This is a genomic window from Roseibium porphyridii, assembly GCF_026191725.2.
GTDB classification, from domain to species: Bacteria; Pseudomonadota; Alphaproteobacteria; order Rhizobiales; family Stappiaceae; genus Roseibium; species Roseibium porphyridii.
The window spans coordinates 4,188,884-4,208,504 of the sequence record NZ_CP120863.1 but is presented as its reverse complement, the minus strand read 5'-3'; the positions used below and the strand labels follow the sequence as shown (position 1 = coordinate 4,208,504).

Annotated in this window: 21 protein-coding genes; 13 read left to right on the top strand and 8 right to left on the bottom strand. The window is 54.8% G+C overall.

All coding sequences use genetic code 11. The features are described 5' to 3' along the window. Positions 1–20 precede the first annotated feature (20 nt). The 5 genes from K1718_RS19470 (at position 21) to K1718_RS19450 (ending at position 4,557) form a co-directional block, all read left to right on the top strand. Positions 21–986, top strand: a complete 966-nt coding sequence (locus tag K1718_RS19470; protein WP_265681147.1) for a cupin domain-containing protein — start codon at positions 21–23, stop codon at positions 984–986. A 50-nt stretch (positions 987–1,036) separates the two neighbouring features. Next, the gene (locus K1718_RS19465) at positions 1,037–2,170 is read left to right on the top strand and encodes a cobalamin-independent methionine synthase II family protein (protein WP_152502538.1); all 1,134 of its coding nucleotides are present in this window, start codon (positions 1,037–1,039) and stop codon (positions 2,168–2,170) included. Next, complete coding sequence (locus K1718_RS19460) at positions 2,167–2,859, top strand: alpha/beta fold hydrolase (protein ID WP_152502537.1); 693 nt, start codon at positions 2,167–2,169, stop codon at positions 2,857–2,859. The genes K1718_RS19465 and K1718_RS19460 overlap by 4 nt, the downstream gene beginning before the upstream one ends. Next, positions 2,859–3,554 carry an RraA family protein gene (locus K1718_RS19455; RefSeq protein WP_152502536.1) on the top strand — a complete coding sequence of 232 codons (696 nt, stop codon included), beginning with the start codon at positions 2,859–2,861 and terminating at the stop codon, positions 3,552–3,554. The genes K1718_RS19460 and K1718_RS19455 overlap by 1 nt, the downstream gene beginning before the upstream one ends. 352 nt (positions 3,555–3,906) lie before the next feature. Then, positions 3,907–4,557, top strand: a complete 651-nt coding sequence (locus K1718_RS19450; RefSeq protein WP_152502535.1) for a peroxiredoxin — start codon at positions 3,907–3,909, stop codon at positions 4,555–4,557. Positions 4,558–4,714: 157 nt separating this feature from the next. On the opposite strand, the gene K1718_RS19445 is transcribed toward K1718_RS19450, so the two are convergent. After that, entirely contained in the window at positions 4,715–5,116 is a 402-nt protein-coding gene (locus tag K1718_RS19445; protein WP_209006639.1) for a c-type cytochrome, read from the bottom strand. Positions 5,117–5,288: 172 nt separating this feature from the next. Here K1718_RS19445 and K1718_RS19440 point away from each other — a divergent pair, with 172 nt between their 5' ends. Together K1718_RS19440 and K1718_RS19435 are read left to right on the top strand one after the other, a co-directional pair. Next, complete coding sequence (locus tag K1718_RS19440; protein WP_152502534.1) at positions 5,289–7,382, top strand: 4Fe-4S binding protein; 2,094 nt, start codon at positions 5,289–5,291, stop codon at positions 7,380–7,382. A gap of 44 nt (positions 7,383–7,426) precedes the next feature. Continuing rightward, a complete protein-coding gene (locus K1718_RS19435; protein ID WP_265681148.1) occupies positions 7,427–8,305 on the top strand; it encodes an FAD:protein FMN transferase in 879 nt (292 codons plus the stop codon). Positions 8,306–8,481: 176 nt separating this feature from the next. Here K1718_RS19435 and K1718_RS19430 read toward each other — a convergent pair whose 3' ends face one another. Both K1718_RS19430 and pedF read right to left on the bottom strand, forming a co-directional pair. Next, positions 8,482–9,399 carry a transporter substrate-binding domain-containing protein gene (locus K1718_RS19430; RefSeq protein WP_265681149.1) on the bottom strand — a complete coding sequence of 306 codons (918 nt, stop codon included), beginning with the start codon at positions 9,397–9,399 and terminating at the stop codon, positions 8,482–8,484. Next, positions 9,399–10,124, bottom strand: coding sequence for a cytochrome c-550 PedF (gene pedF, locus K1718_RS19425; RefSeq protein ID WP_152502531.1), 726 nt, complete (start codon positions 10,122–10,124; stop codon positions 9,399–9,401). The genes K1718_RS19430 and pedF overlap by 1 nt, the downstream gene beginning before the upstream one ends. 164 nt (positions 10,125–10,288) lie before the next feature. Between pedF and K1718_RS19420 the strand changes: the two genes are divergently transcribed. Genes K1718_RS19420 through K1718_RS19395 form a run of 6 tightly spaced genes read left to right on the top strand, consistent with a single transcriptional unit; the run spans position 10,289 to position 15,009 of the window. Then, positions 10,289–11,461 (top strand): ABC transporter substrate-binding protein, encoded by a 1,173-nt coding sequence (locus K1718_RS19420; protein ID WP_265681150.1) that lies wholly within the window; start codon positions 10,289–10,291, stop codon positions 11,459–11,461. A 3-nt stretch (positions 11,462–11,464) separates the two neighbouring features. After that, on the top strand, positions 11,465–12,436 hold the full coding sequence (locus K1718_RS19415) for a YVTN family beta-propeller repeat protein (protein WP_265681151.1): 972 nt from the start codon (positions 11,465–11,467) through the stop codon (positions 12,434–12,436). 19 nt (positions 12,437–12,455) lie between these two features. After that, positions 12,456–12,914: a cupredoxin domain-containing protein gene (locus K1718_RS19410; protein WP_265681152.1), complete on the top strand. Its 459-nt coding sequence runs from the start codon at positions 12,456–12,458 to the stop codon at positions 12,912–12,914. Continuing rightward, on the top strand, positions 12,911–13,633 hold the full coding sequence (locus tag K1718_RS19405; protein WP_265681153.1) for an ABC transporter ATP-binding protein: 723 nt from the start codon (positions 12,911–12,913) through the stop codon (positions 13,631–13,633). Before K1718_RS19410 ends, K1718_RS19405 begins: the two co-directional genes overlap by 4 nt. Further along, positions 13,630–14,421 (top strand): ABC transporter permease, encoded by a 792-nt coding sequence (locus K1718_RS19400; RefSeq protein WP_265681154.1) that lies wholly within the window; start codon positions 13,630–13,632, stop codon positions 14,419–14,421. The genes K1718_RS19405 and K1718_RS19400 overlap by 4 nt, the downstream gene beginning before the upstream one ends. A 39-nt stretch (positions 14,422–14,460) precedes the next feature. Further along, complete coding sequence (locus K1718_RS19395) at positions 14,461–15,009, top strand: tetratricopeptide repeat protein (RefSeq protein ID WP_265681155.1); 549 nt, start codon at positions 14,461–14,463, stop codon at positions 15,007–15,009. A gap of 124 nt (positions 15,010–15,133) precedes the next feature. On the opposite strand, the gene K1718_RS19390 is transcribed toward K1718_RS19395, so the two are convergent. From K1718_RS19390 to K1718_RS19370, 5 genes are all read right to left on the bottom strand, one after another. Further along, positions 15,134–15,790, bottom strand: a complete 657-nt coding sequence (locus K1718_RS19390) for a transglycosylase domain-containing protein (protein WP_265681156.1) — start codon at positions 15,788–15,790, stop codon at positions 15,134–15,136. A gap of 293 nt (positions 15,791–16,083) precedes the next feature. Next, the gene (locus K1718_RS19385; RefSeq protein WP_265681157.1) at positions 16,084–16,950 is read right to left on the bottom strand and encodes a CE1 family esterase; all 867 of its coding nucleotides are present in this window, start codon (positions 16,948–16,950) and stop codon (positions 16,084–16,086) included. 104 nt (positions 16,951–17,054) lie between these two features. After that, on the bottom strand, positions 17,055–17,654 hold the full coding sequence (locus tag K1718_RS19380; protein WP_265681158.1) for an ATP-binding cassette domain-containing protein: 600 nt from the start codon (positions 17,652–17,654) through the stop codon (positions 17,055–17,057). After that, entirely contained in the window at positions 17,651–18,427 is a 777-nt protein-coding gene (locus K1718_RS19375) for an ABC transporter permease (RefSeq protein WP_265681159.1), read from the bottom strand. Before K1718_RS19375 ends, K1718_RS19380 begins: the two co-directional genes overlap by 4 nt. Continuing rightward, positions 18,408–19,385 (bottom strand): ABC transporter substrate-binding protein, encoded by a 978-nt coding sequence (locus tag K1718_RS19370; RefSeq protein WP_265681160.1) that lies wholly within the window; start codon positions 19,383–19,385, stop codon positions 18,408–18,410. Before K1718_RS19370 ends, K1718_RS19375 begins: the two co-directional genes overlap by 20 nt. Between the last annotated feature and the right edge of the window lie 236 nt (positions 19,386–19,621).

The window sequence follows — 19,621 nt, the reverse complement described above, 5'->3', positions numbered from 1 at the left end:
CAACACCAACAGGTTCCGTTATGACCCCTGAAGAAATGGAAACACGGATCGTCCGATACGGCGATTTGAAACCCTGCCGTACGGCCTTTATCGATGCCCATACGCCGGGCTCCGATCAAAAGGAGAACTTTACGATCATTGGAGGCGGTGTTTCCGAAAGCCCGGACCAGCACGTCCATATCAAAGAGACGCCAGGCTTCAACATAGGTGCCGCCGGACAACCGCCAAAGTGTCGGAATTCACTTCACTCGCACACAACTGCCGAAGTGTTTTATGTCTTGAAAGGGCGCTGGCGTTTCTTCTGGGGTCGTTGGGGCAAGGCCGGGGAAATGGTGCTTGAAGAAGGCGACATCTTCAATATTCCGACCGGAATCTTTCGTGGTTTTGAAAACATCGGTACAGACTACGGGATGATCATGGCAATCCTTGGCGGTGACGATGCCGGCGGAGGGGTGACCTGGGCACCACAGGTGATCGAAGACGCCGCAGATCATGGTCTTGTGCTGGGTGAAAACGGCGTTCTTTATGACACTAAAAAAGGTCAGTCACTGCCTGCTGATGTCAATCCGATGCCCCTCTTGAGCGAAGAAGAACTCAAGGCGTTTCCGGAACCTGGCAACGACGCTGTCGTTCGCGATTATGTCGCGCGATACTGGGACATGATGGCGCTTGCAGCTGGCAATCCCTGTAAGGTTATCGGTGAAAACGCACTCCTCAAGGACAAACCGGGTTTTGAAGTCGAATTCCTGACCCGCGGATCGATCCCCGATACCGCCTACAAGCTGAACTGCCACGAGATCCTGATGGTCATGCGCGGTCATTGGAAACTCAGCTGGACAGGTGGCGAGAAGGTCTTGGCACCGGGGGACACCTGCGCTGTGCCGCCAGAACTGGAGCACCGTCTGGAACCGTCGATGAGCGGAGAAGCCAGCCTCTTCAGAGTTATGAACACAGCCGACCCCGCCGGACCAACCTGGATCGGGTGACATTGAGTTTTGATGGACAGGCCTACCTGTTCCGCAAGGGGGAAATGCACATGAGCAAAATTGAAGTCACGCATGTGGGATCGCTTCCCCGCACGCAAAAAGTCGTCGACTACATATTCGCCCGGGAAAATGGTGACGACTATGAAGTCGCTGCGTTTGATGCGGCAATGACGGAAGCAGTCAATGACACCGTGCGCAAACAGGTGGATGCGGGTGTGTCCATTGTAAGCGATGGTGAGACTTCCAAGATTTCTTACGCGACTTACGTGAAGGATCGATACACTGGTTTTTCAGGTGACAGTCCGCGCAATGCTCCTGCTGACTTGAAGCTCTATCCGAGTTTTCTGAAACGCATCGCAGAAAGCGGCGGCACTCCGAAATACGCCCGGCCGATGTGTACTGGTGAAGTTCGTTCAAAAGGGCAGGGAGAGCTGGAAAAGGACATCGCCAATCTGAAGGCGGCGATGGCAGCCAATGGAGTCGAGCGCGGCTTTATGAATGCAGCGTCCCCTGGGGTGATCTCGCTCTTTTTGCAGAACGACTTTTATTCTTCGCGTGAGGCTTACCTTGAAGCCCTGGCCGAGGTCATGAAGGCGGAGTATGAGACAATCGTTGGTGCAGGGCTGGATTTGCAGCTGGATTGTCCCGACCTGGCCCTGTCGCGGCACATGCTCTTCACCGATCTGTCCGATGAAGAGTTTCTGAAGATTGCTGCGAGCCATATCGAGGCTCTCAACCATGCCCTGCAGAACATTGATCCAGCCAATGTGAGGATTCACATTTGCTGGGGCAACTACGAAGGACCGCACGTGTGCGATATTTCCATGGACAAGGTGTTTTCCACGTTGATGTCCGCGCGAGCAAGGTATGTCCTCTTCGAGACGTCAAATCCTCGCCATGCTCATGAATGGTCCGTCTTCAGGGATCGAAAATCTGAAATTCCCGAGGACAAGATCCTTGTACCGGGCGTTGTCGACACCACAACGAATTTTGTCGAGCACCCGGAAGCTGTTGCACAGCGTCTCGACCGGTTTGTCGACATTGTCGGTTCAGATAGGGTGATTGCGGGCTCCGATTGTGGCTTCGGAACATTTGCAGGTTTTGGTGCCGTTGATCCTGAAATTGCCTATGCCAAGCTTGGCGCACTCGCCGAAGGGGCTGCCATTGCCGGAGAGCGTGCGTGACACCTTTGGTCCTGTTGCCCGGCATGATGTGTGATGCGCGTCTTTACGGACCGCAGATCGCCGAATTGTCGGGCAAGGTGCCATTGCATCTGGCGCCTGTGACAGGGCATGCGAGCATCGGTGAACTGGCCGAAGAAATCCTGCAAAATGCGCCTTCTCGTTTCGCGCTCGCCGGCCTTTCAATGGGCGGCATTGTGGCAATGGAAGTTGTCCGCCAAGCGCCGGAGCGCGTTGCAAGGCTTGCATTGCTCGACACCAATCCGCGCGCCGAACTCGATGAGGTCAAGCAAGGCCGTGAACCGCAGATAGACAAGGTCCGGGCCGGCAGCCTCAAGGACGTCATGAGAGACGAATTGAAGCCCAATTATCTGGCAAACGGACCGCGTCGCCAGGATGTCCTGGATCTCTGCATGAATATGGCGCTGGATCTGGGGGCTGGTGTATTCGAACGCCAATCACGGGCCTTGCAGACGCGGCCGGATCAACAGAAGACCTTGGCCGCAGTCGCGTGTCCGACCCTGATCCTCATGGGCGCCGAAGACAGGCTTTGCCCGCTCGACCGACACGAACTGATGCATGACCTCATAAGCGGATCGACTTTGACGGTCGTGGAAGGTGCTGGGCATCTCCCGACACTTGAACAACCTGACGCTGTCAACGAGGCGTTTAAAACCTGGCTGGAAATCTGATGGATACTGACCTCATCGACCTCCTGAAATCCGTCGATACCCCGACTGTCTGCAACGCAATCGAAGTCGCCGAAGGAGGGCGGGGTTTCAATCGCTTCACGCGTGGCACAATGTTGTGTTCCGCGCCAGAGGCCGGCGCGATGGTCGGAATTGCAAGAACGGCAAAGATCTCCGCTTTGGCACCGCCAACGGAGCCGGCCGAGGTTATCAAGGCTCGGCGTATGGATTACTACCGCTATATGTCGGAAGGTCCACGTCCGGCGATAACGGTTGTCGAAGACCTCGACTATCCAAATGCGATTGGTGCCTTCTGGGGGGAGATCAACACAACGCTGCACAAGGGGTTTGATCTGGCAGGCACACTCACCAATGGCGTCATGCGCGATCTTGGCGACTTGCCTGAAGGGTTTCCGGTTGTCGCCGGATCCATCGGCCCGAGCCATGGATATGTGCATGTGAAGGAAATCGACACGCCCGTGAAGATCTTTGGCCTTGATATTCACCCAGGTGAACTTGTGCACGCTGACCGCCACGGTGCACTTGTGATACCGGATGCGGTCTTGCCAAACCTTGCAAATGCCATCCGAAAACTTCTGGAAACAGAAATGCTGGTTTTGGGCCCTGCGCGCGAACCAGGGTTCAATTTCGAGAAATTTCAAGCCGCATGGACCGCGTTCGAAAAAGCGCGAACGTGAGCTTGTTGTCTGCTCTTCAAGGGCCCCGGCAGCGGGGCTGGTTCAAACTTGCCTAGCGTTTTACAGAGTGTCGATTTGACGCCAATTCAAATGAGCTCATTTGGTGGTTGTTTTCGTTGAGCGCGGCACAACTGGCTCCTTGAAAGTGCTTGGCTGAGAATGCATATCGAGTGAAACAGACCAAGGTCAGTTCCGTGAGCATTTCGGTTCGGCTGGGTTTTCTCGGTAAAGGTACTCATTGCCGCATTGGACCAAGTGCCGAACATGCACTAAACATCAAGCCGAACTCATCAAGCAGGGCTGATCATTCGCCTTCCGCCTCCGATCCACGAAGACTGAAAGGACACATCACATGTCACTTCGTATCAACGATACAGTTCCGAATTTCACAGCTGAAACCGACCATGGTCAGATCACTTTCCATGACTGGATCGGCGACAGCTGGGCGATCCTGTTCAGTCACCCCAAAGACTTCACCCCGGTGTGCACCACTGAGTTCGGCGCTGTTGCACAGCTTGCAGCGGAATGGGAAAAGCGGGGCACCAAGGTGATCGGCGTGTCGGTCGACAGCGCGGATGATCACAAGAAGTGGAAAGCCGATATTGAAAAGGTCGGTGGTGCTGCTGCCGGTTTTCCGATCATTGCCGACGAGGGGCTGGAAGTTTCAAAGGCCTTCGACATGTTGCCGTCAGAAGCGTATCTGCCGGATGGGCGTACACCTGCAGACAGTGCGACTGTGCGTTCGGTTTTCATTATCGGACCGGACAAGCAGCTGAAACTGTCGATGACCTACCCGATGACGGTCGGCCGTAACTTTGCCGAAGTGTTGCGTGCGCTTGATGCGCTGCAGACAACAGGCAAGGGTGTTGCAACACCGGCCAACTGGGAAGTCGGTCAGGACGTAATCATCCCGGCGACCGTAAGTGACGAAGATGCCAAGGCAAAGTTCGGTTCGTTTGAGACCGTTCTGCCGTATTTGCGCAAAACCAAGGTTCCGGCCTAACGCAAATAACCGGAACAGCACCCACGCGTGCTGTTCCGGCGTCTGATCGCAAACTCATTGCTGATTGAGCTGTTCGAAGGTGCCGGCAATCCGTTTTGCCAACCTTTACAAAGCCTCTGAAGTCTCGAGGCAGTTGATTTCCTGCCGTTTTTTCACGTCACTTGTCACTTTGTGGTGCAAGGCTTGCAAGGTACGTCAGGATAAAATCCTGGACAGTCCTGTCCTGAATGCCGACATGGCGCATCTTTGTTCCAGGAAGAAAACCGGTGTTGTCTTCCATCCAGGCGCGAAGCGCAGCAGGGGTCCAGACAATGCCTGAAGCGGCAAGAGCTTCAGAATAGTCATAGTCCGGAAACGTCCCGGCTCCTCGGCCAATGATGTTTTCAAGCGGTGGTCCGTAACTCGGGTCGTTCGAATTGGGTGCATGGCAGCGCCGGCACTCTACCCTGTAAAGCATTTCTCCAGCAGTAATCTTGGCCTTCTCAAAGACTTCCGATGCTTGTGCGGTTTGCGCAAGTGAAACCACTGCAATTGCCAAAAATACGTCCCGGATTGACATGGGATTTCTCCTCTTTTGGATAAGAGGAGGAAACGCCATGCGCAACTATGCGACGTTGATCTGGGTCAACGATTTTATTGTCCTTTGGTACAGGGCAGGGAATGCTTTCCGGAAACCTTCTTGATCTAAAGGACAGTTGCGTCAGTTTTTCCGAACAGAAAAACTGCCTCTCATGGAGGAGTTTCAAAACAGGGCGCTTGGCTGTCTGGGCGGGCTGGCAAAGCACATCGTCTTTGCCGCTGCGGTTCTTTTACTATTGCTCTCAGCAAGCAGCGCTGAGGAACTGGAGCGGGAAGAAGCAGCGCGTTACATCGAACCTCCCTATCAATTGGGGGACCTGCTTGAAGGCGGCATATATGAGCTGATCAACCTGGATGGCAGGGTTTCCGGCTACGCATTTGAGACGGAGCCTTTGGCACCACTTCCCGGTTTTTCAGGTGCCCCGATCAATCTGTTTGTCATTCTGACGCTGGAAGGGCGCCTGATTGACGTGGATATCGTTTCTCACAACGAACCGATCTTCGTCTCGGGGCTTGGCGAAGCCCCGTTTCAGGAATTCATTTCGCAATACAAGGGATACTCCATCACCGATTCACTGGTCATTGGTGTTCCCTATGGTGACCAAAGCAGCGGCTCATCGCTTGTTTATCTTGATGGTGTGACAAAGGCGACAGCCAGCGTGCGTATCGCTCATGAAACGCTGCTTGCTGCCGCGCTCAAGGTTGCGCGTGAAAAGATGCAAGGGATTGGCGGACGGGCAGCCGCCAAACCGGACCTTGAACACGCTGAACCGTTGACCTGGGAGCAAATTGTTGAGGAGGGTATTGCGGGCCGCCGGGTGGTTACCAATCGTGAAGTCGACGATGCGTTTGCAGATTCGATCTGGGCCGATGACGACCCCGTGGCAAAGGATGAGCCGGACGAAATCTATCTGGACCTCTGGGTGGTCGATCTCGGCCCTCCTGCAATTGCCGAAGCCATTTTAGAGCCGGACAGTTTGAGCCAGCTCAGAAACTTCCAGGAGTTGTCGCCGGACGATGAGCCGATCCTTGTGATCGATGCAGGGCGCCACGGCCTTGTAACTGAGGATTTTGTGCGAAACACCAGCCCCAATTTGATCACGGCAAGTCAGGATGGCTTGCCGATTTCATTGCGGGACGCCGATCTGGATGTCGAATTGCGGGACGGCATACCCGGCGAATTTGCAATGGTGCTGCGGACAGATCGCCGACTGGGTTTCAATCCGATCGATGAATGGTCTTTGTCAGTCCGTGCTGTCCGGGAACATGGGTCTTTTCGGCCTGAAATCGGAACAGTTGACTTCACAGTTGCACACAAGACAGACGAGCGGTTTTTCATAAAGGACGAACCTCCCGCCCCTGTTCCAGTATGGCGCCAAGCTATGGATGCAAGGTCAGGTGACCTCGTGGTGCTTGCCGGCGGACTTGCCGCGCTGGTGCCTCTGCTGTTGCTGGGCCAGTCGAGATTGGCTGGGTTTCGACAATATACCCTTGTTCGGCTCGCAATTTTGGCGGGCGTGATCGGTTTCGTCGGATGGTGGGGACAAGGGCAGCTTTCCATTGCGACCGTCCTTGGCGTTGTGCGCAGCCTGTTCGAAGGGCAGAGCCTGGCCTTCCTGCTTTATGACCCGTTTTCACTCTTGATCTGGGGTGTTGTGCTGCTGACATTTGTCATTTGGGGGCGCGGGTTCTTCTGCGGTTGGATGTGCCCTTTTGGCGCTATGCAGGAGTTCATGCACTATCTTGGCCGACTGTTGCGTCTTCCGCAGATCCAGGTTCCCGATCGCATCGACTTCTGGCTGGTCAAGCTCAAATACGTGATCCTTGCTGGCCTTCTCGCGCTTGCGATCCTGGCGCCAACCTATCTCGACACTGCCATTGAAGTGGAACCCTTCAAGACCGCGATAACAACTTTTTTTGTCCGGGAATGGTATTTTGTTCTTTATTGCGTCGGTCTGCTTTTGCTCAGCATGGTGGTGTTCAAGGGGTTCTGCCGCTACATCTGCCCGCTTGGGGCGGTGATGGCGATTGGCGGATTTCTGCGGCTGCGAGATTGGATTCCACGCAGGGATGTTTGTGGCAGTCCTTGTCAGCTATGCCGCGTAAAATGCAATTACAATGCAATCAAACCGACCGGTGGCATCAAATATGATGAGTGCTTTCAATGTCTTGATTGCGTGACCATTCACGACGACGACAATCAGTGCGTCCCGCTTATCCTTGCAAAACGGGGGAGGCAGCTTTGAAGCCTAGTCGACGCCGGTTCCTCACTATTATGGCCGGGTGTGCCATGTCGGTATCCGGAAGTTCTCCTGCGCAGTCTGAGGTGTCTGTCTGGCGCGGACGTGCACTCGGGGCGGAAGCGGAGATTCGGTTGTTCGGTGGCGACAACACCAAGACAGGTCAGGCTATCGCAGCAGCAAGAGACACTGTGCTACGGATGGAAAGGCTGTTTTCCCTTTACCAACCGCGATCCGCATTGAACGCACTCAATGCGAACGGTTTCCTGGAAATGCCGCCCGAGTTCGCCCGCCTGATGAGTTTGGTGGACAAGTTACATCGCCAGACTGACGGATTGTTCGACCCGACGGTTCAGCCCCTGATGGTGGCACAGGCGCGCGCGGACGGAGAGCTGTCAGCGACCGTCAGAAAAGCGCTCGCAGCGAAGGTTGGGTGGGCCAAGGTTCAAAGACAATCATCGCATTTGTCGTTTGCCGTACCGGGAATGGCAATGACACTGAATGGAATAGCACAGGGCTTTGCAACGGATCGGGTCAGCGAAGTCCTGAATGCGCATGGTTTTGCGCCCCACCTGGTTCACATTGGTGAATACCGTGCGGGGGAACAGTCAGCACATATTGGTATCGCCGGTCAGCAAGGTGAGGTGTTGGATAGCATTCAGCTTTTCAATTCGGCAGTCGCGACATCTGCGCCTTTGGGAACCCGTTTCGAAAACGGCAATGGCCACATTGTGAACCCGGATCTGACCAAAACCATCCCCAGTTGGCGATCTGTCAGCGTGAAGGCGAAGACCGCAGCTGAAGCTGACGGCCTTTCAACCGCGATTGCATTGACGGCATCACCCGAATTGGCAAAGCAAGCAGTAGAAATAGGCCTGGCGCAGGCAATCTGGCTCGAAGCGACCACGGGTGAATTGTTGCGTTTTTGATCAGGGGTACGGCCCAACCAACAGTAGGTTCTGTTCGTTCGAGCCTTGATCTGCTGTGTTTCCTAAGCCTGTGGGCGATGAAAGGTGGGGTCTGGCAAGTCAAGACCATGCACATGCGCGCTCAGTTGACGTCTGAAAGTGTTCTGTACACTTGGGGCCGCTTCGCGCGTTTCAGGCTACCAATCGGGTTGCGTGTAGGTCAGGCCATGGTCTTCAAAGATCTTCGCCATCCGCCCGTCCTCAACGGCATAACGGATAGCATCATCGACCGCATAGGATAGCGGGCGCCAGTTGTGCCGTACCGCAAGCCCCAGTGTCCAGGAAGACTTGGCCAATCCGGGGAAAGGGGGCGAGTGCACCGCCAACCCCTCAGTCAAATCGTGCTCAAGCTGAGATAGAGGTGCCATGACTGCCATGACCTCACCGTTCGCCAGGGCCGACATGGCGTCGCTCGCACTTGGATAACGGCGCATGTTTGACACAAGCTGGCCTCGAGCGAAGCCAGTCAGATAAAAATCAGAGAGAGTGTCGTTTTCAACGCCGACAGTGTCAAAACGGAAATAGGCAGGAACGGGTGGATCTTCCGGATAGGCGTCCTTCCGGTAAGCAATGGCAAGCTGTTCGTTGTAGTACTGACCGTTCAGGACCACCATTTCATTCCGGCAACCGAGCTCACGATCATAAGGCACATGAAGCATGACGTTGGAGATCTGTCCGCCAATTAGCTTGCCGCGCCAGACGTTGTTTCGCAGGTCACCATCGACGTTCTCATCAGCTGCCGTGACGATGAACTGAGCCTCAACGCCAAGGTCTGCCGCAATCAGCTTGCCAATCTCGATATCTACGCCTTTCAAGATACCGTTTTCCTTATAGGAAAATGGCGGAAAATCTTCATAAACAGCGATTTTGATCGACCCGCGTTCCTGGATATCGTCAAGACTCCGGCCAACGATATCGCGACCTACATTTTGCGGTTTGCGTTCCGCTTCATCGCCGAAACGCACATTTTCACAGTTCTGGGCAAACGCATCAGTCCCGGCCATGGTGATCATAGCCAGGACTGCGATCGCTGCTTGTCGCGCAAGTTTGAACATTATTCGGCGGCCGATAGTCCGATCGTCAGTATCTCAGCGGTTTTCTTAAGACTGTCATCTGAACCATCCAACTGCAGGACGGCCCGGGATGCAACGGAATCCGCTCGAGGAGCGCCGGAACCTGTTTCCAGGGAATTGGCAATTTCCTCCATTTCCAAGCGGAGCGGTGCGATCGTGCTTTCAGCTTCAGCTGCAGGGATGGACTTTTCGGAGAGTTCCTTGATCACATCTCGTATTGCCTTCAAACGCTCCGAATGTGGATCAAGTGCGCCTTCGTCTGGCCGCGTTTCAACATAAGTGCGAATGGCCCATGCTGCTTCCTGGCCGAGCAATTCGCCGAATGCCGGCATCTTGGTAATGCCGTTCTGAGTGTAGCCGTTCTGGTACCGCTCCAAGTACCATTCGTCCCCGAAGTCGTCGGCCTCCAGATATCTGAGGTCGGGGGCCAGCCCGCCGGAAATCACCTCCAGGCCATGGCAGCGTGCACAATTCTGATTATAGCCCGACGCGCCGACCTTGACCGCCAGCGCCCAGAATTCACTGTCTGGATCTCTCCAGGGATTTTCCAGGAGCCACTCTTCGCCGAGATCAGGAAGACCGGCCGTATCGACCGCCTGTGGCGCTACATCGCCATGAGCTTCCACACGTCCCATCGGGTCAAGTGATGTCAGGGAAAGGGCGGTTCCAGCCGCAAAGATGCCCAGCATGCATTTGCGAAAATTCATGAGTTCTCTCCTCCCGAGATCGTCGCGAATAAATACGCACAGCTGATGAAGAGGCGCTATTGTACCAAGGGACAAGTCTCCTTTCCTTGCTTCCGTAGTGACTGTCAGACTAACCTGTTGGTTGTTGAATGTTCACGCGTATTCGGATCACGGAGACTGGTCGAATGATTATCAGGTCGATCGCGAAATACTTAGTGATATTATGGGTTTGTTGCGGTGCGGCATATGCTGAAGTTGCCGTTACGATCGGTTATCTGGAGCAATTGGAACCACAACCTCCGGTACTCTCAAATCTCGACCCGGTTCCCGCCGATGAGGGTTTGGCGGGTGCAGGAATTGGCCTAAAGGACAATGCAACGACCGGCCGCTTTTTGAAGCAGACTTATGCGCTGGAGGCACGGATCGTGGAAGAAGGCGGAGACTTTGCTGCCGCCGCGCGTGACCTGCTGTCGATCACACCCTTTATCATCGTCAAGGCACCCAGGGACAAGTTATTGGCATTGGCGGATCTGCCGGAAGCCAACGCTGCGGTCATCTTCAATGTGAGCGCGAACGACACGGATCTGAGGGATGCATCTTGCCGGGCAAATGTTTTGCACACTCTGCCTTCAAGGGCCATGCTGACTGATGCTCTTGCCCAATTCGGCGTTCGCAAGAAATGGACGGACTGGGTCGTGATTGCCGGACCAAACCCAAAAGACCAGGCCTATGCCGATGCTCTTGAGAGGTCGGCAAAGAAATTCGGTGTGAGCATCCATGAAAGCAAGGTCTGGGATGTTGATGCGGACATGCGTCGTACTGCCTTCCAGGAATTGCCCTTGTTCACGCAGGATTTTCCCGAGCATGACCTTTTGGTTGTTGCCGATGAGACGGATGACTTCGGCCGGTACGTCCCCATGAACTTGTGGCAACCCAGGCCGGTTGCCGGAACAGAGGGGCTGGTTCCCACTGCATGGCACAGGACTGTGGAACAATGGGGCGCTGCGCAACTGCAAAAGCGTTTCGATAGGGCCGCAGACAGGCCAATGCGATCCGTCGACTATGCGGCTTGGGCGGCAATGCGGGCGATCGGAGAGGCTGTTACACGTACAAACCAGGCGGATGCCGCAGCCATACGCGGGTACCTGCTTTCGGACAAATTCGAGTTGGCCGGATTCAAGGGCAGGCCACTGACCTTCCGGTCTTGGAATGGCCAATTGCGCCAGCCGATCCCGCTCATACATTCGCGTGCGTTGGTGGCACAGGCCCCGCTGGAGGGGTTCCTCCATCAGCGCACCGAGCTCGATACCCTTGGAATAGACGAAGCGGAAAGCGCGTGTACCGCGTATAGGGAGTGAATCATGCGAAGGTTATGGCCAATCATTGGGCTCGCAGCCGGGATGGGGCTGACGTCTGCACTGGCTGACGAGATTTGGGTGTCCAACGAAAAAGACGACACGATCAGTGTGATCGACATCGACACACTCGAAGTTGTCCGCACGATCGACGTTGGCGAAAGGCCACGCGGCATCACATTCGCCATCGACCATTCCGTGCTCTACCTATGCGCATCCGACAGCGACACGGTGCAGGTCATAGACCCGGAAACGGGCAAGATTCTGCACGAACTTCCATCCGGTGAAGACCCGGAACAGTTCGTGTTGCACCCGGACAACCGACATCTTTACATCGCCAACGAGGATGACGCGATCACAACCGTGGTGGACACTGAGACAAAACGTGTTGTGGCACAGATCGATGTTGGAATTGAACCGGAAGGGATGGCGGTCTCGCCGGATGGAGAGATTGCGATCACGACATCCGAGACGACCAACATGGCTCATTGGATCGACACCAGTACGCAGGAACTGTTCGCCAACACGATTGTCGATCAGCGCCCGCGCCATGCGGAGTTCACACTTGACGGTTCGGAACTCTGGGTCAGCTCGGAGATTGGCGGCACGATCACGGTTTTCGACAGGGAAAGCCAGCAGGAAAAGGCCAAGATAGAATTCGAGATACAGGGCATCCATCCCGATCGTGTTCAGCCTGTCGGTTTTGAAATGACGCGCGATGGCAAACACGTGTTCGTTGCTCTCGGTCCGTCAAATCATGTGGCTGTTGTCGATCCAAAAACCTATGAAGTGACCGACTACATCCTGGTCGGTCGCAGGGTTTGGCACATGGCATTCAACGGTGACGAGAGCCTGCTTTTTACCACCAATGGCCTTTCTGGAGATGTCACCGTTATTGATGTTGCCGAACTGGCGCCCATCAAATCGATCAAGGTGGGCCGCTTCCCGTGGGGAGCGGCGTTCCGGCCAACAAACTGAATAAATCTGGGAGGAAAATATGAAGTTTTTGCTCGCTTGCGCGACGACACTGGCTATCCTGACTGCCCCGGTCCTCGCGAGTGAAGGGGATGACGATGACGACGATGCACCGACATTCGGCACTGCAGGTATCCTGTCCCGTGACAACAGGGAAGATCTTCCGGCACTGACCTTGTCTGCCGGTGTGCCGCTGACCGAAAGCGGAACTCTCGAACTCAAATCCGGCACTTACTACGAGATTGAAATCGAGGCAGACGGCAGCCAGGAATTGGCATTGGCCGGGGCAGGGTTCTTCAGGGCGATCTGGATCGATGAGATTGTCATCGAAGGCATTGAGATCCGCCCGCTTGGCGTCGATAGTCTGGAATTCGACGAAGCGGGAACAGCTGAAATCAGCTTCCTTGCAATCAAGCCTGGAACCTACAGTTTCGGCGTTCCATGCAGTGACCTTCAAACGCTTGAGATCACCATAAAGTGACGGTTCGCCTTGATGTTCAGGGCATCTCGCATCGATTTGGAAAAAAGACTGCCCTGAACGATGTCTGTTTTAAACTGAACCCCGGGACATTTTGCGCTCTTCTCGGTCCGAACGGAGCCGGGAAGAGCACCTTGTTTTCAATAATGACCCGGCTGTTTGTCCCTGATGCCGGTCAAGTCCTGGTTGATGGCTATTCGCTGGCGCGTGAACCCGGAAAGGCACTTGCATGCATCGGTGTCGTGTTCCAGCAGCCGACGCTCGACCTGGACCTTACGGTGTGGCGCAATCTCAAGTATTTCGCAGCCCTTCACGGAATGTCGGGCGCTGAGGCTGACAAGCGGATCACGGCATGCCTGGAGCGTGTAAACATGGCAGAGCGTGTCGGTGAAAAGGTCAGGGCACTCAATGGCGGACACAGGCGACGAATGGAAATTGCCCGTGCGTTGATCCACGATCCGCAGGTTCTCTTGCTCGATGAACCCACAGTTGGACTTGATGCTGCTACCAGGCAGTCGATCACAGCTTATGTTCATGATCTGGCACGCGAGCGGGATCTCGCAGTCCTGTGGGCAACGCATCTGGTTGATGAGATCAATGACGAAGATCGACTTGTCGTGCTTCATGAGGGCAGAATTTGCGCTGATGGACATGCGGGAGAAATTGCGACGGGCAGATCGCTTCAGTCTCGTTTTCTGGAGCTGACTGGAGACAACGAATGAGAGCCGCTCTGGTCTGCCTCCTGGCAATCATTCACCGCGAGGCCCTGCGATTTGTATCACAGCGCGGACGTTTTCTGGCGGCAATCGTCAGGCCATTGGTATGGCTGATCGTTTTTGCGGCCGGATTTCGTGCTGCACTCGGACTATCAATACAGCCGCCGTACCAGACCTACATAACTTATGAGATCTATATCGTTCCCGGACTGTGCGGCATGATACAGCTCTTTTCAGGTATGCAATCCTCGCTCAGTCTGGTCTATGACCGTGAAATGGGATCGATGCGCCTGCTTCTGACAAGTCCGATCCCACGCTGGTGGCTGCTGTTTTGCAAGCTGTTTGCAAGCACCATCATTTCGATTTTTCAGGTCTATACATTCCTCGCGATCGCAGGGCTCTTGGGCATCGGTTTCTCGCCGTCCGGCTATGCCGCCATTCTGCCCGCTCTCATTCTGAACGGACTGATGCTTGGCGCGCTCGGTCTCTTGCTGTCGAGCACGATCAATCAGTTGGAGAATTTCGCCGGCGTGATGAACTTCGTGATCTTTCCGATGTTCTTTCTGTCGACGGCTCTCTATCCGCTTTGGAAGATGGCGGAAGCCTCAATCATCCTGCGGGACATTTGTGCGTTCAATCCGTTTTCCCACGGCGTCGAACTCATTCGTTTTGCACTTTACGGACAGGTTGACTGGATAGCTTTGCTTTGGGTGGTGTTTGCTTTCGCAGTCTTTCTCTTTGGCAGTCTTTGGGGGTATGATCCGTCACGCGGCATGGTCAGGCGAAAGGCCTGAGCACGTGTCTGACGGGTTTTGTAAACAGGAGGCCCGGACATGAAATACGGACTTGTCACAATATTGCTCGCGACCGGAATTTTGGGGCAGAGCGCGCTGGCGGAACAGGTCGACAGTGGCGGAACACTCAATCCGGACGAAATGAGCCTCAGCAAATCGCTTAGCCGTGCTCTGGAAGGCGACGTTGATATGGTCGTGTGCGCACAGGGCTACATGCTGACAAAGAAAGGCGACCACGACGCGGCGCGCAAACTGTTTCGGACCTGCGCTGAACAAGGCTGGACAGGAACCATGACCTGGATGGCCTATATGGAGCAGAACGGTCTTGGAAAGGCTGAGAACCCGGAATCTGCTGCCGAATGGGACCGAAGAGCCGCCGAGGCTGGCGACCCAATCGGACAGTTCAACTACGGCCTGGATCTTCTGCGCGGCTATGGCGTCGAGCAGGACATTGACCTTGGCAAGAGTTTCATTGACCGGTCAGCTGAGCAGGGCTTCGAAACCGCGGAAGAACTTCAGCAGGGTGGGTACGACTGGAAACTTGTTACACCAGATGCTGACGAATGGAAATTTCAACGTATTTACTAGGGCGTTTGTTCGTTTGCGGGAGCGTTTGGACGACTGCGTTGGTCAGTTGTCCTGCAGCTGAACAATAAACTGCATGTCACAGTTCTGCGGATCAATTTCATGTTTCTGCGCCTACTTTGTGCAGCTACATGCAGCCTTCCAACCAGACATCGGAATTGTCGATTGGGGCGCATTTGCCCGAAACAAGTCTGCCAATTCTGCCAGTTCGGTCAGCTAGAGCGTCATCCTTGGTTCCGATCCGGTACTGCGCAGGGGCAATCATTACCGCGAGAAGAGACAGATATTGCTCGTCTTTGATCGCGCGAGGTGGTGCGCCAAATACTGCCTCACTCATGCGATGAAAGCCCGTCACCCAACCCTCCGGTCCACGTCCCATTTCCAGAGTGTCCAGCCAAAGTGCCATTATTTGCTCTTTGCTTAGTTCGCTCTCCAAACCAAGCGCGTAGCCGGTTTGCCTGATTTTCCCGATACCCGGGGTGAATTTTTCAAATCCGACACGCTTTGACAGCGATTGCGAAATGGTTGTTATGCCGGCGCCCGGTGTTGTCATGTCCACGCCGCCATGTTGCTCGAACCGTGGGTCTTGTACCGCCAGAAGCTGTTGGTAGCGCTCCGCTCCCAAGGAAGCTCCCCCGAAGTCGGAAGCAATGAGGGTATCGGCCCGCGTTCTCAAATCGTCTGCATCGGAAATCGCGTCAAAATAGCCAAACGCGCCATAGCCAATGCATCCAGCCAGCAAGAGTGCGATCGAACCCGCTCCGACCTTGGCGAACTTTTTCATTGATTGTATCCCTGGTTGCAGCCTCCCTGGCGAAGTTGATGGTCCTGAATTGCGGCATCAAAAAGTTGCAACAGCTGATTTACGTGGGAAATCGGGTTTGAGGCCGTCATGCGCCTCCGGCCATTTTTCGGCGAGATGGGCATTGAAAACTGCTATTCCTACCCAACGCAAATTCACAGAAAGAACCTGGAACAGGCGGTCCACCAAGAGCGAAACCGAGTGCTCGCCCGTATCGATTTGTCATTGGACCTACGCATATGCAGACACATCCAAGTGCGTCGTAATCAACTCGGTCAATTCGACTGGCTGGTTGAATCAGTTGCGGCGGATGGCTCATCTGCACGGCTAAAGGCACCTTCGCCCAGTTGATATCTTTCCAGAGCCCGTTTCAACGCGTTCGATATCCAGCCTTTTGGGACGATGTGGCCACGCTCGTGGAGGCACAACATGACCTCTTTGCCGCTTTGGCAGGTTGACCATGTCAGGCAGGTGTGACCGTTGAGCGTTTCGGTATGGTCAGGTTCCTGCGCGCACATGTTGGTCCGCCGCCATAATTCGACAGCCACGTTCGGGCTGCCGTCCGGACTGAGTGGAAGGTCCATGACATTGTCCTTGAACCCATGAACATGCATGACGTTCATTGGGCCGGTCGGGCAGTCTATTCCGTCTTGCCGGTAGAGTGTTCCGGCAGCCGGCAAGATACCGGCAACCAGATCTCCGGCATCGCATGCCACGCGCCATGCCATTGCTGAACCGTAGGAAAAACCGGTCGCATAAATTCTGCTGCGGTCAATTGGGAACCTCTTTGCGACATCCTCAATCACGGCGCGGACGAAGGGCACATCCCGGTTGTTGCGTTCCCAGAAATCCCATGTCCGGCGCAAGCCCTCCGGTGCAACCAGAAGTGCACTGTTCCCGTTGATCGCTTTCAGCACCTTCGGGTTCTTCAAAGGGTGTTTGGAGTCGCGCTTCCAGCCGTGAAAGTGGATCAGGACCGGCAGAGGCGTTACGCCATCCCAGTTTTCCGGGGCTTTGGCTCGATAAACCCTGTTGTCCAAACTGCAGGCTGCATCGAGCCCGCAAGGATGCGCATTCGCCGGCGAGATGACGCCGGCATTTCCGATCAGAGCCAGTGCACCCAGAATGGATAGTAGTTTCACGCGTGGTGATCGCCATCGAAATCTTGTCATTGAACGTAGCCTATGGCGCACCATCAAGGCGGCCAATTCAAATCACCGTCAGCAACCTTCACACGAACTCGCTTCTAACCCGGCGCGTTGGACAAGAGGGCGGGGTGACCTTGCAGATGCAGCACACGAGTAGCCAGTGCCTCTGCTTCGATTTCGGAATGCGTTACCAGAAGTGTTGCGACCTGTGTTTCCCTCAACAAGTCTCGTGTCAATTCGATCATCTCGCCAGAAAGCGCCTTGTCGAGCGATGCATAGGGTTCGTCCATGACCAGAAAGTCCGGTTTGGCAGCAAAGGCGCGCGCAAGTGCCAGCCGACGTCTTTGGCCAAGGGAAAGCTGGTCGGGGAGATGATCTGCTTTTCCGTCCAATCCGACCCTTTTCAAGGCCTGATCGACCTCTTCGTCGTCAAGGCCGACTATCAACTTCAGATTTTCGCCTGCGGTGCGCCAAGGTAGCAGCGTCGGCTCCTGAAACACCATCGAAAGGCGGTCCGGTCTGCTGACTTGCCCTTCAAAAACCGTATCAAGACCTGATGCGATCCGAAGCAGGGTCGTTTTGCCTATACCCGAGGGGCCAAGCACAGCCACGCAATCACCTGCTTCAATGTCGAAGCCGACCTTTCCCAATACCGGCAGGCTTCCATAAGCCTTGCTTTGAATGTCAATCTTGATCATGCGCGCCGCCAACGGCTTGCCCTGCGTTCCCAAGGCTGAAGAACGGCAAACTCTATCAGGAGCATGACAATGATGAATGCAAGAGCATAGGTCAGCACCATGGCCACATCGAAGAGCTGGAAATAGAGATGGATCTGGAAGCCGACACCGTTCGATCTGCCAAGGAACTCGACCACGAGAACAATCTTCCAGATCAAGGCTGTTCCCGTGCGGGCGCTGGCGGCAAAAAATGGCGCCAATTGGGGGACAGTAATATGCCTGAACCGCGTCAGGCGAGAAACGCGGAAAATCTTGGACATGTCATCAAGGGCAGGATCGAACGTTCTTGCGCCTTCGCGAATAAGCACCGTGACCATCGGGATCTTGTTGATGGCGACCGCGGCGATGGCCGCGACTTCGGTCAGCCCAATCCAGAGGTAACACAGTACGATTGTAACAAGAGCAGGCAGGTTCAAGAAAAACAACAACCACGGATCAAGCCACGTATCGACTGCTTTTCTTCTTCCCATAATAAGGCCAAACACAGTTCCGATGGTCATGGCCAGAACGAATGCGGCCAGAACCCGGGCGAGCGTTATTCCCAGGTGATAAAGCAAAGGACCATTGGTCAGTTCGCTGAAGGTCAGCCCCCCGACTTCAAAAGGTGAGGGGAGGATAGCCGGGTCTGCTATGGCAGCTGCGAAGGCCGTCCACCCAACCAGAAGCAGACCCAACGAAATCAATCGGATGCTGATTGATCCTGATACCTCGGTATCAACCTTCCGGGACGACAAACACACCCTCCGGCAAACTGGTTGCCGACCCGACGAGTTTTTCTCCGCCCAGTCGTCCCATGACTTCGAGCATCTGCTCGGCCTGCTCTTCATTCACCGGACCTGGGGCGGGAATTCCGGCGATGAATCCGGCTTTCAACGCCTCAAAATCCGCATCGCTTTTGGCGCGCATCATGGGCCTTATCTTGTCAAAAGCAGTTGGGTCGTTTGCCAAAACATCCTTTGCTCCTCGGGATGCTGCCATGAAGCCGCGCACGAGATCCGGTTGTTCCTTGAGCATTTTGCCGTGAAAGACATATCCAAGGAGCGGAGTATCGGGATTGAGTCCAAGCGCCTTGGCTGCCTCGGATACGGAGATCAATTCTCGCATGCCTTTGGCTTTCATCTTGGCTGCGAAATGCCAGAAATTGATGGCACCGGCTGTTTCACCAGACAGTGCACTCTTGAAGATCAGTGGTGGAGCACCGAACACCTGTTCTGTTTCTGCTGCAAGATCAAGACCGTACTCCTGCTCCGCATAGGCTCTCAGAATAAGCCAGCTCTTGTCGACCGGCCCACCGGCAATTCCGATTTTTTGACCGACCAAATCATTCAAGGATTTGGCCTGACTGTCTTTCGGGACCATAAGGCCACCAACGGATTTGGAATAGGGCACGAAAACGTAGTCGTGTCCGTCAGCCCGCTGGCGGGCAACCCAAAGCCAGTCGGCGACAACGATATCAGCTTCACCGCCCTGAAACGCAATTCGTGTTGCCGGATTGCCGGCCATTCCCATAACTTCCAGTTGAAATCCGTTTTGGGTGTCCAAGCTGTTTTGTTTGATGGTTTCAAGTTCCCAGTTAACCGTCCCAACTTTCAGGACAGCTGCTTTGAGAACGGGTGTCTCCTGCGCGCTTGCTGCTGGTGCAAGTGCAAGGCTGCAGAAACCGACAGCAAGCAATTTGATAAGCCGATGCATGATTTCCTCCCGAAATCGTTTTGATCCAGCTTAGCAGTCATGGACCGGCAATGAATTGGACTTTCGGTCGGGCAGGGCTTCCTCAACTGTGCTTCCCGGGCGCAATGGGTTGTCTCAGAGCCTTTGAAAAAACGTCGCGTAAGTTCGACGCGGTCAAACTTCGATTTTGTTGCGCCGCACTTTTCACAAATTGCAGAAACACGCCATTTTTGAGGTGCACTATGGTGCAATTCTCG

Bases quoted from the DNA above. Each gene is read 5' to 3' on its own strand.
- K1718_RS19420 (WP_265681150.1), top strand. From the start codon at position 10,289: ATGATTATCAGGTCGATCGCGAAATACTTAGTGATATTATGGGTTTGT.
- K1718_RS19380 (WP_265681158.1), bottom strand. From the start codon at position 17,654: ATGATCAAGATTGACATTCAAAGCAAGGCTTATGGAAGCCTGCCGGTA.
- K1718_RS19430 (WP_265681149.1), bottom strand. From the start codon at position 9,399: ATGTTCAAACTTGCGCGACAAGCAGCGATCGCAGTCCTGGCTATGATC.
- K1718_RS19370 (WP_265681160.1), bottom strand. From the start codon at position 19,385: ATGCATCGGCTTATCAAATTGCTTGCTGTCGGTTTCTGCAGCCTTGCA.
- K1718_RS19440 (WP_152502534.1), top strand. From the start codon at position 5,289: ATGGAGGAGTTTCAAAACAGGGCGCTTGGCTGTCTGGGCGGGCTGGCA.
- K1718_RS19445 (WP_209006639.1), bottom strand. From the start codon at position 5,116: ATGTCAATCCGGGACGTATTTTTGGCAATTGCAGTGGTTTCACTTGCG.
- K1718_RS19450 (WP_152502535.1), top strand. From the start codon at position 3,907: ATGTCACTTCGTATCAACGATACAGTTCCGAATTTCACAGCTGAAACC.
- pedF (WP_152502531.1), bottom strand. From the start codon at position 10,124: ATGAATTTTCGCAAATGCATGCTGGGCATCTTTGCGGCTGGAACCGCC.
- K1718_RS19415 (WP_265681151.1), top strand. From the start codon at position 11,465: ATGCGAAGGTTATGGCCAATCATTGGGCTCGCAGCCGGGATGGGGCTG.
- K1718_RS19465 (WP_152502538.1), top strand. From the start codon at position 1,037: ATGAGCAAAATTGAAGTCACGCATGTGGGATCGCTTCCCCGCACGCAA.
- K1718_RS19395 (WP_265681155.1), top strand. From the start codon at position 14,461: ATGAAATACGGACTTGTCACAATATTGCTCGCGACCGGAATTTTGGGG.
- K1718_RS19390 (WP_265681156.1), bottom strand. From the start codon at position 15,790: ATGAAAAAGTTCGCCAAGGTCGGAGCGGGTTCGATCGCACTCTTGCTG.
- K1718_RS19400 (WP_265681154.1), top strand. From the start codon at position 13,630: ATGAGAGCCGCTCTGGTCTGCCTCCTGGCAATCATTCACCGCGAGGCC.
- K1718_RS19455 (WP_152502536.1), top strand. From the start codon at position 2,859: ATGGATACTGACCTCATCGACCTCCTGAAATCCGTCGATACCCCGACT.
- K1718_RS19470 (WP_265681147.1), top strand. From the start codon at position 21: ATGACCCCTGAAGAAATGGAAACACGGATCGTCCGATACGGCGATTTG.
- K1718_RS19435 (WP_265681148.1), top strand. From the start codon at position 7,427: ATGTCGGTATCCGGAAGTTCTCCTGCGCAGTCTGAGGTGTCTGTCTGG.
- K1718_RS19410 (WP_265681152.1), top strand. From the start codon at position 12,456: ATGAAGTTTTTGCTCGCTTGCGCGACGACACTGGCTATCCTGACTGCC.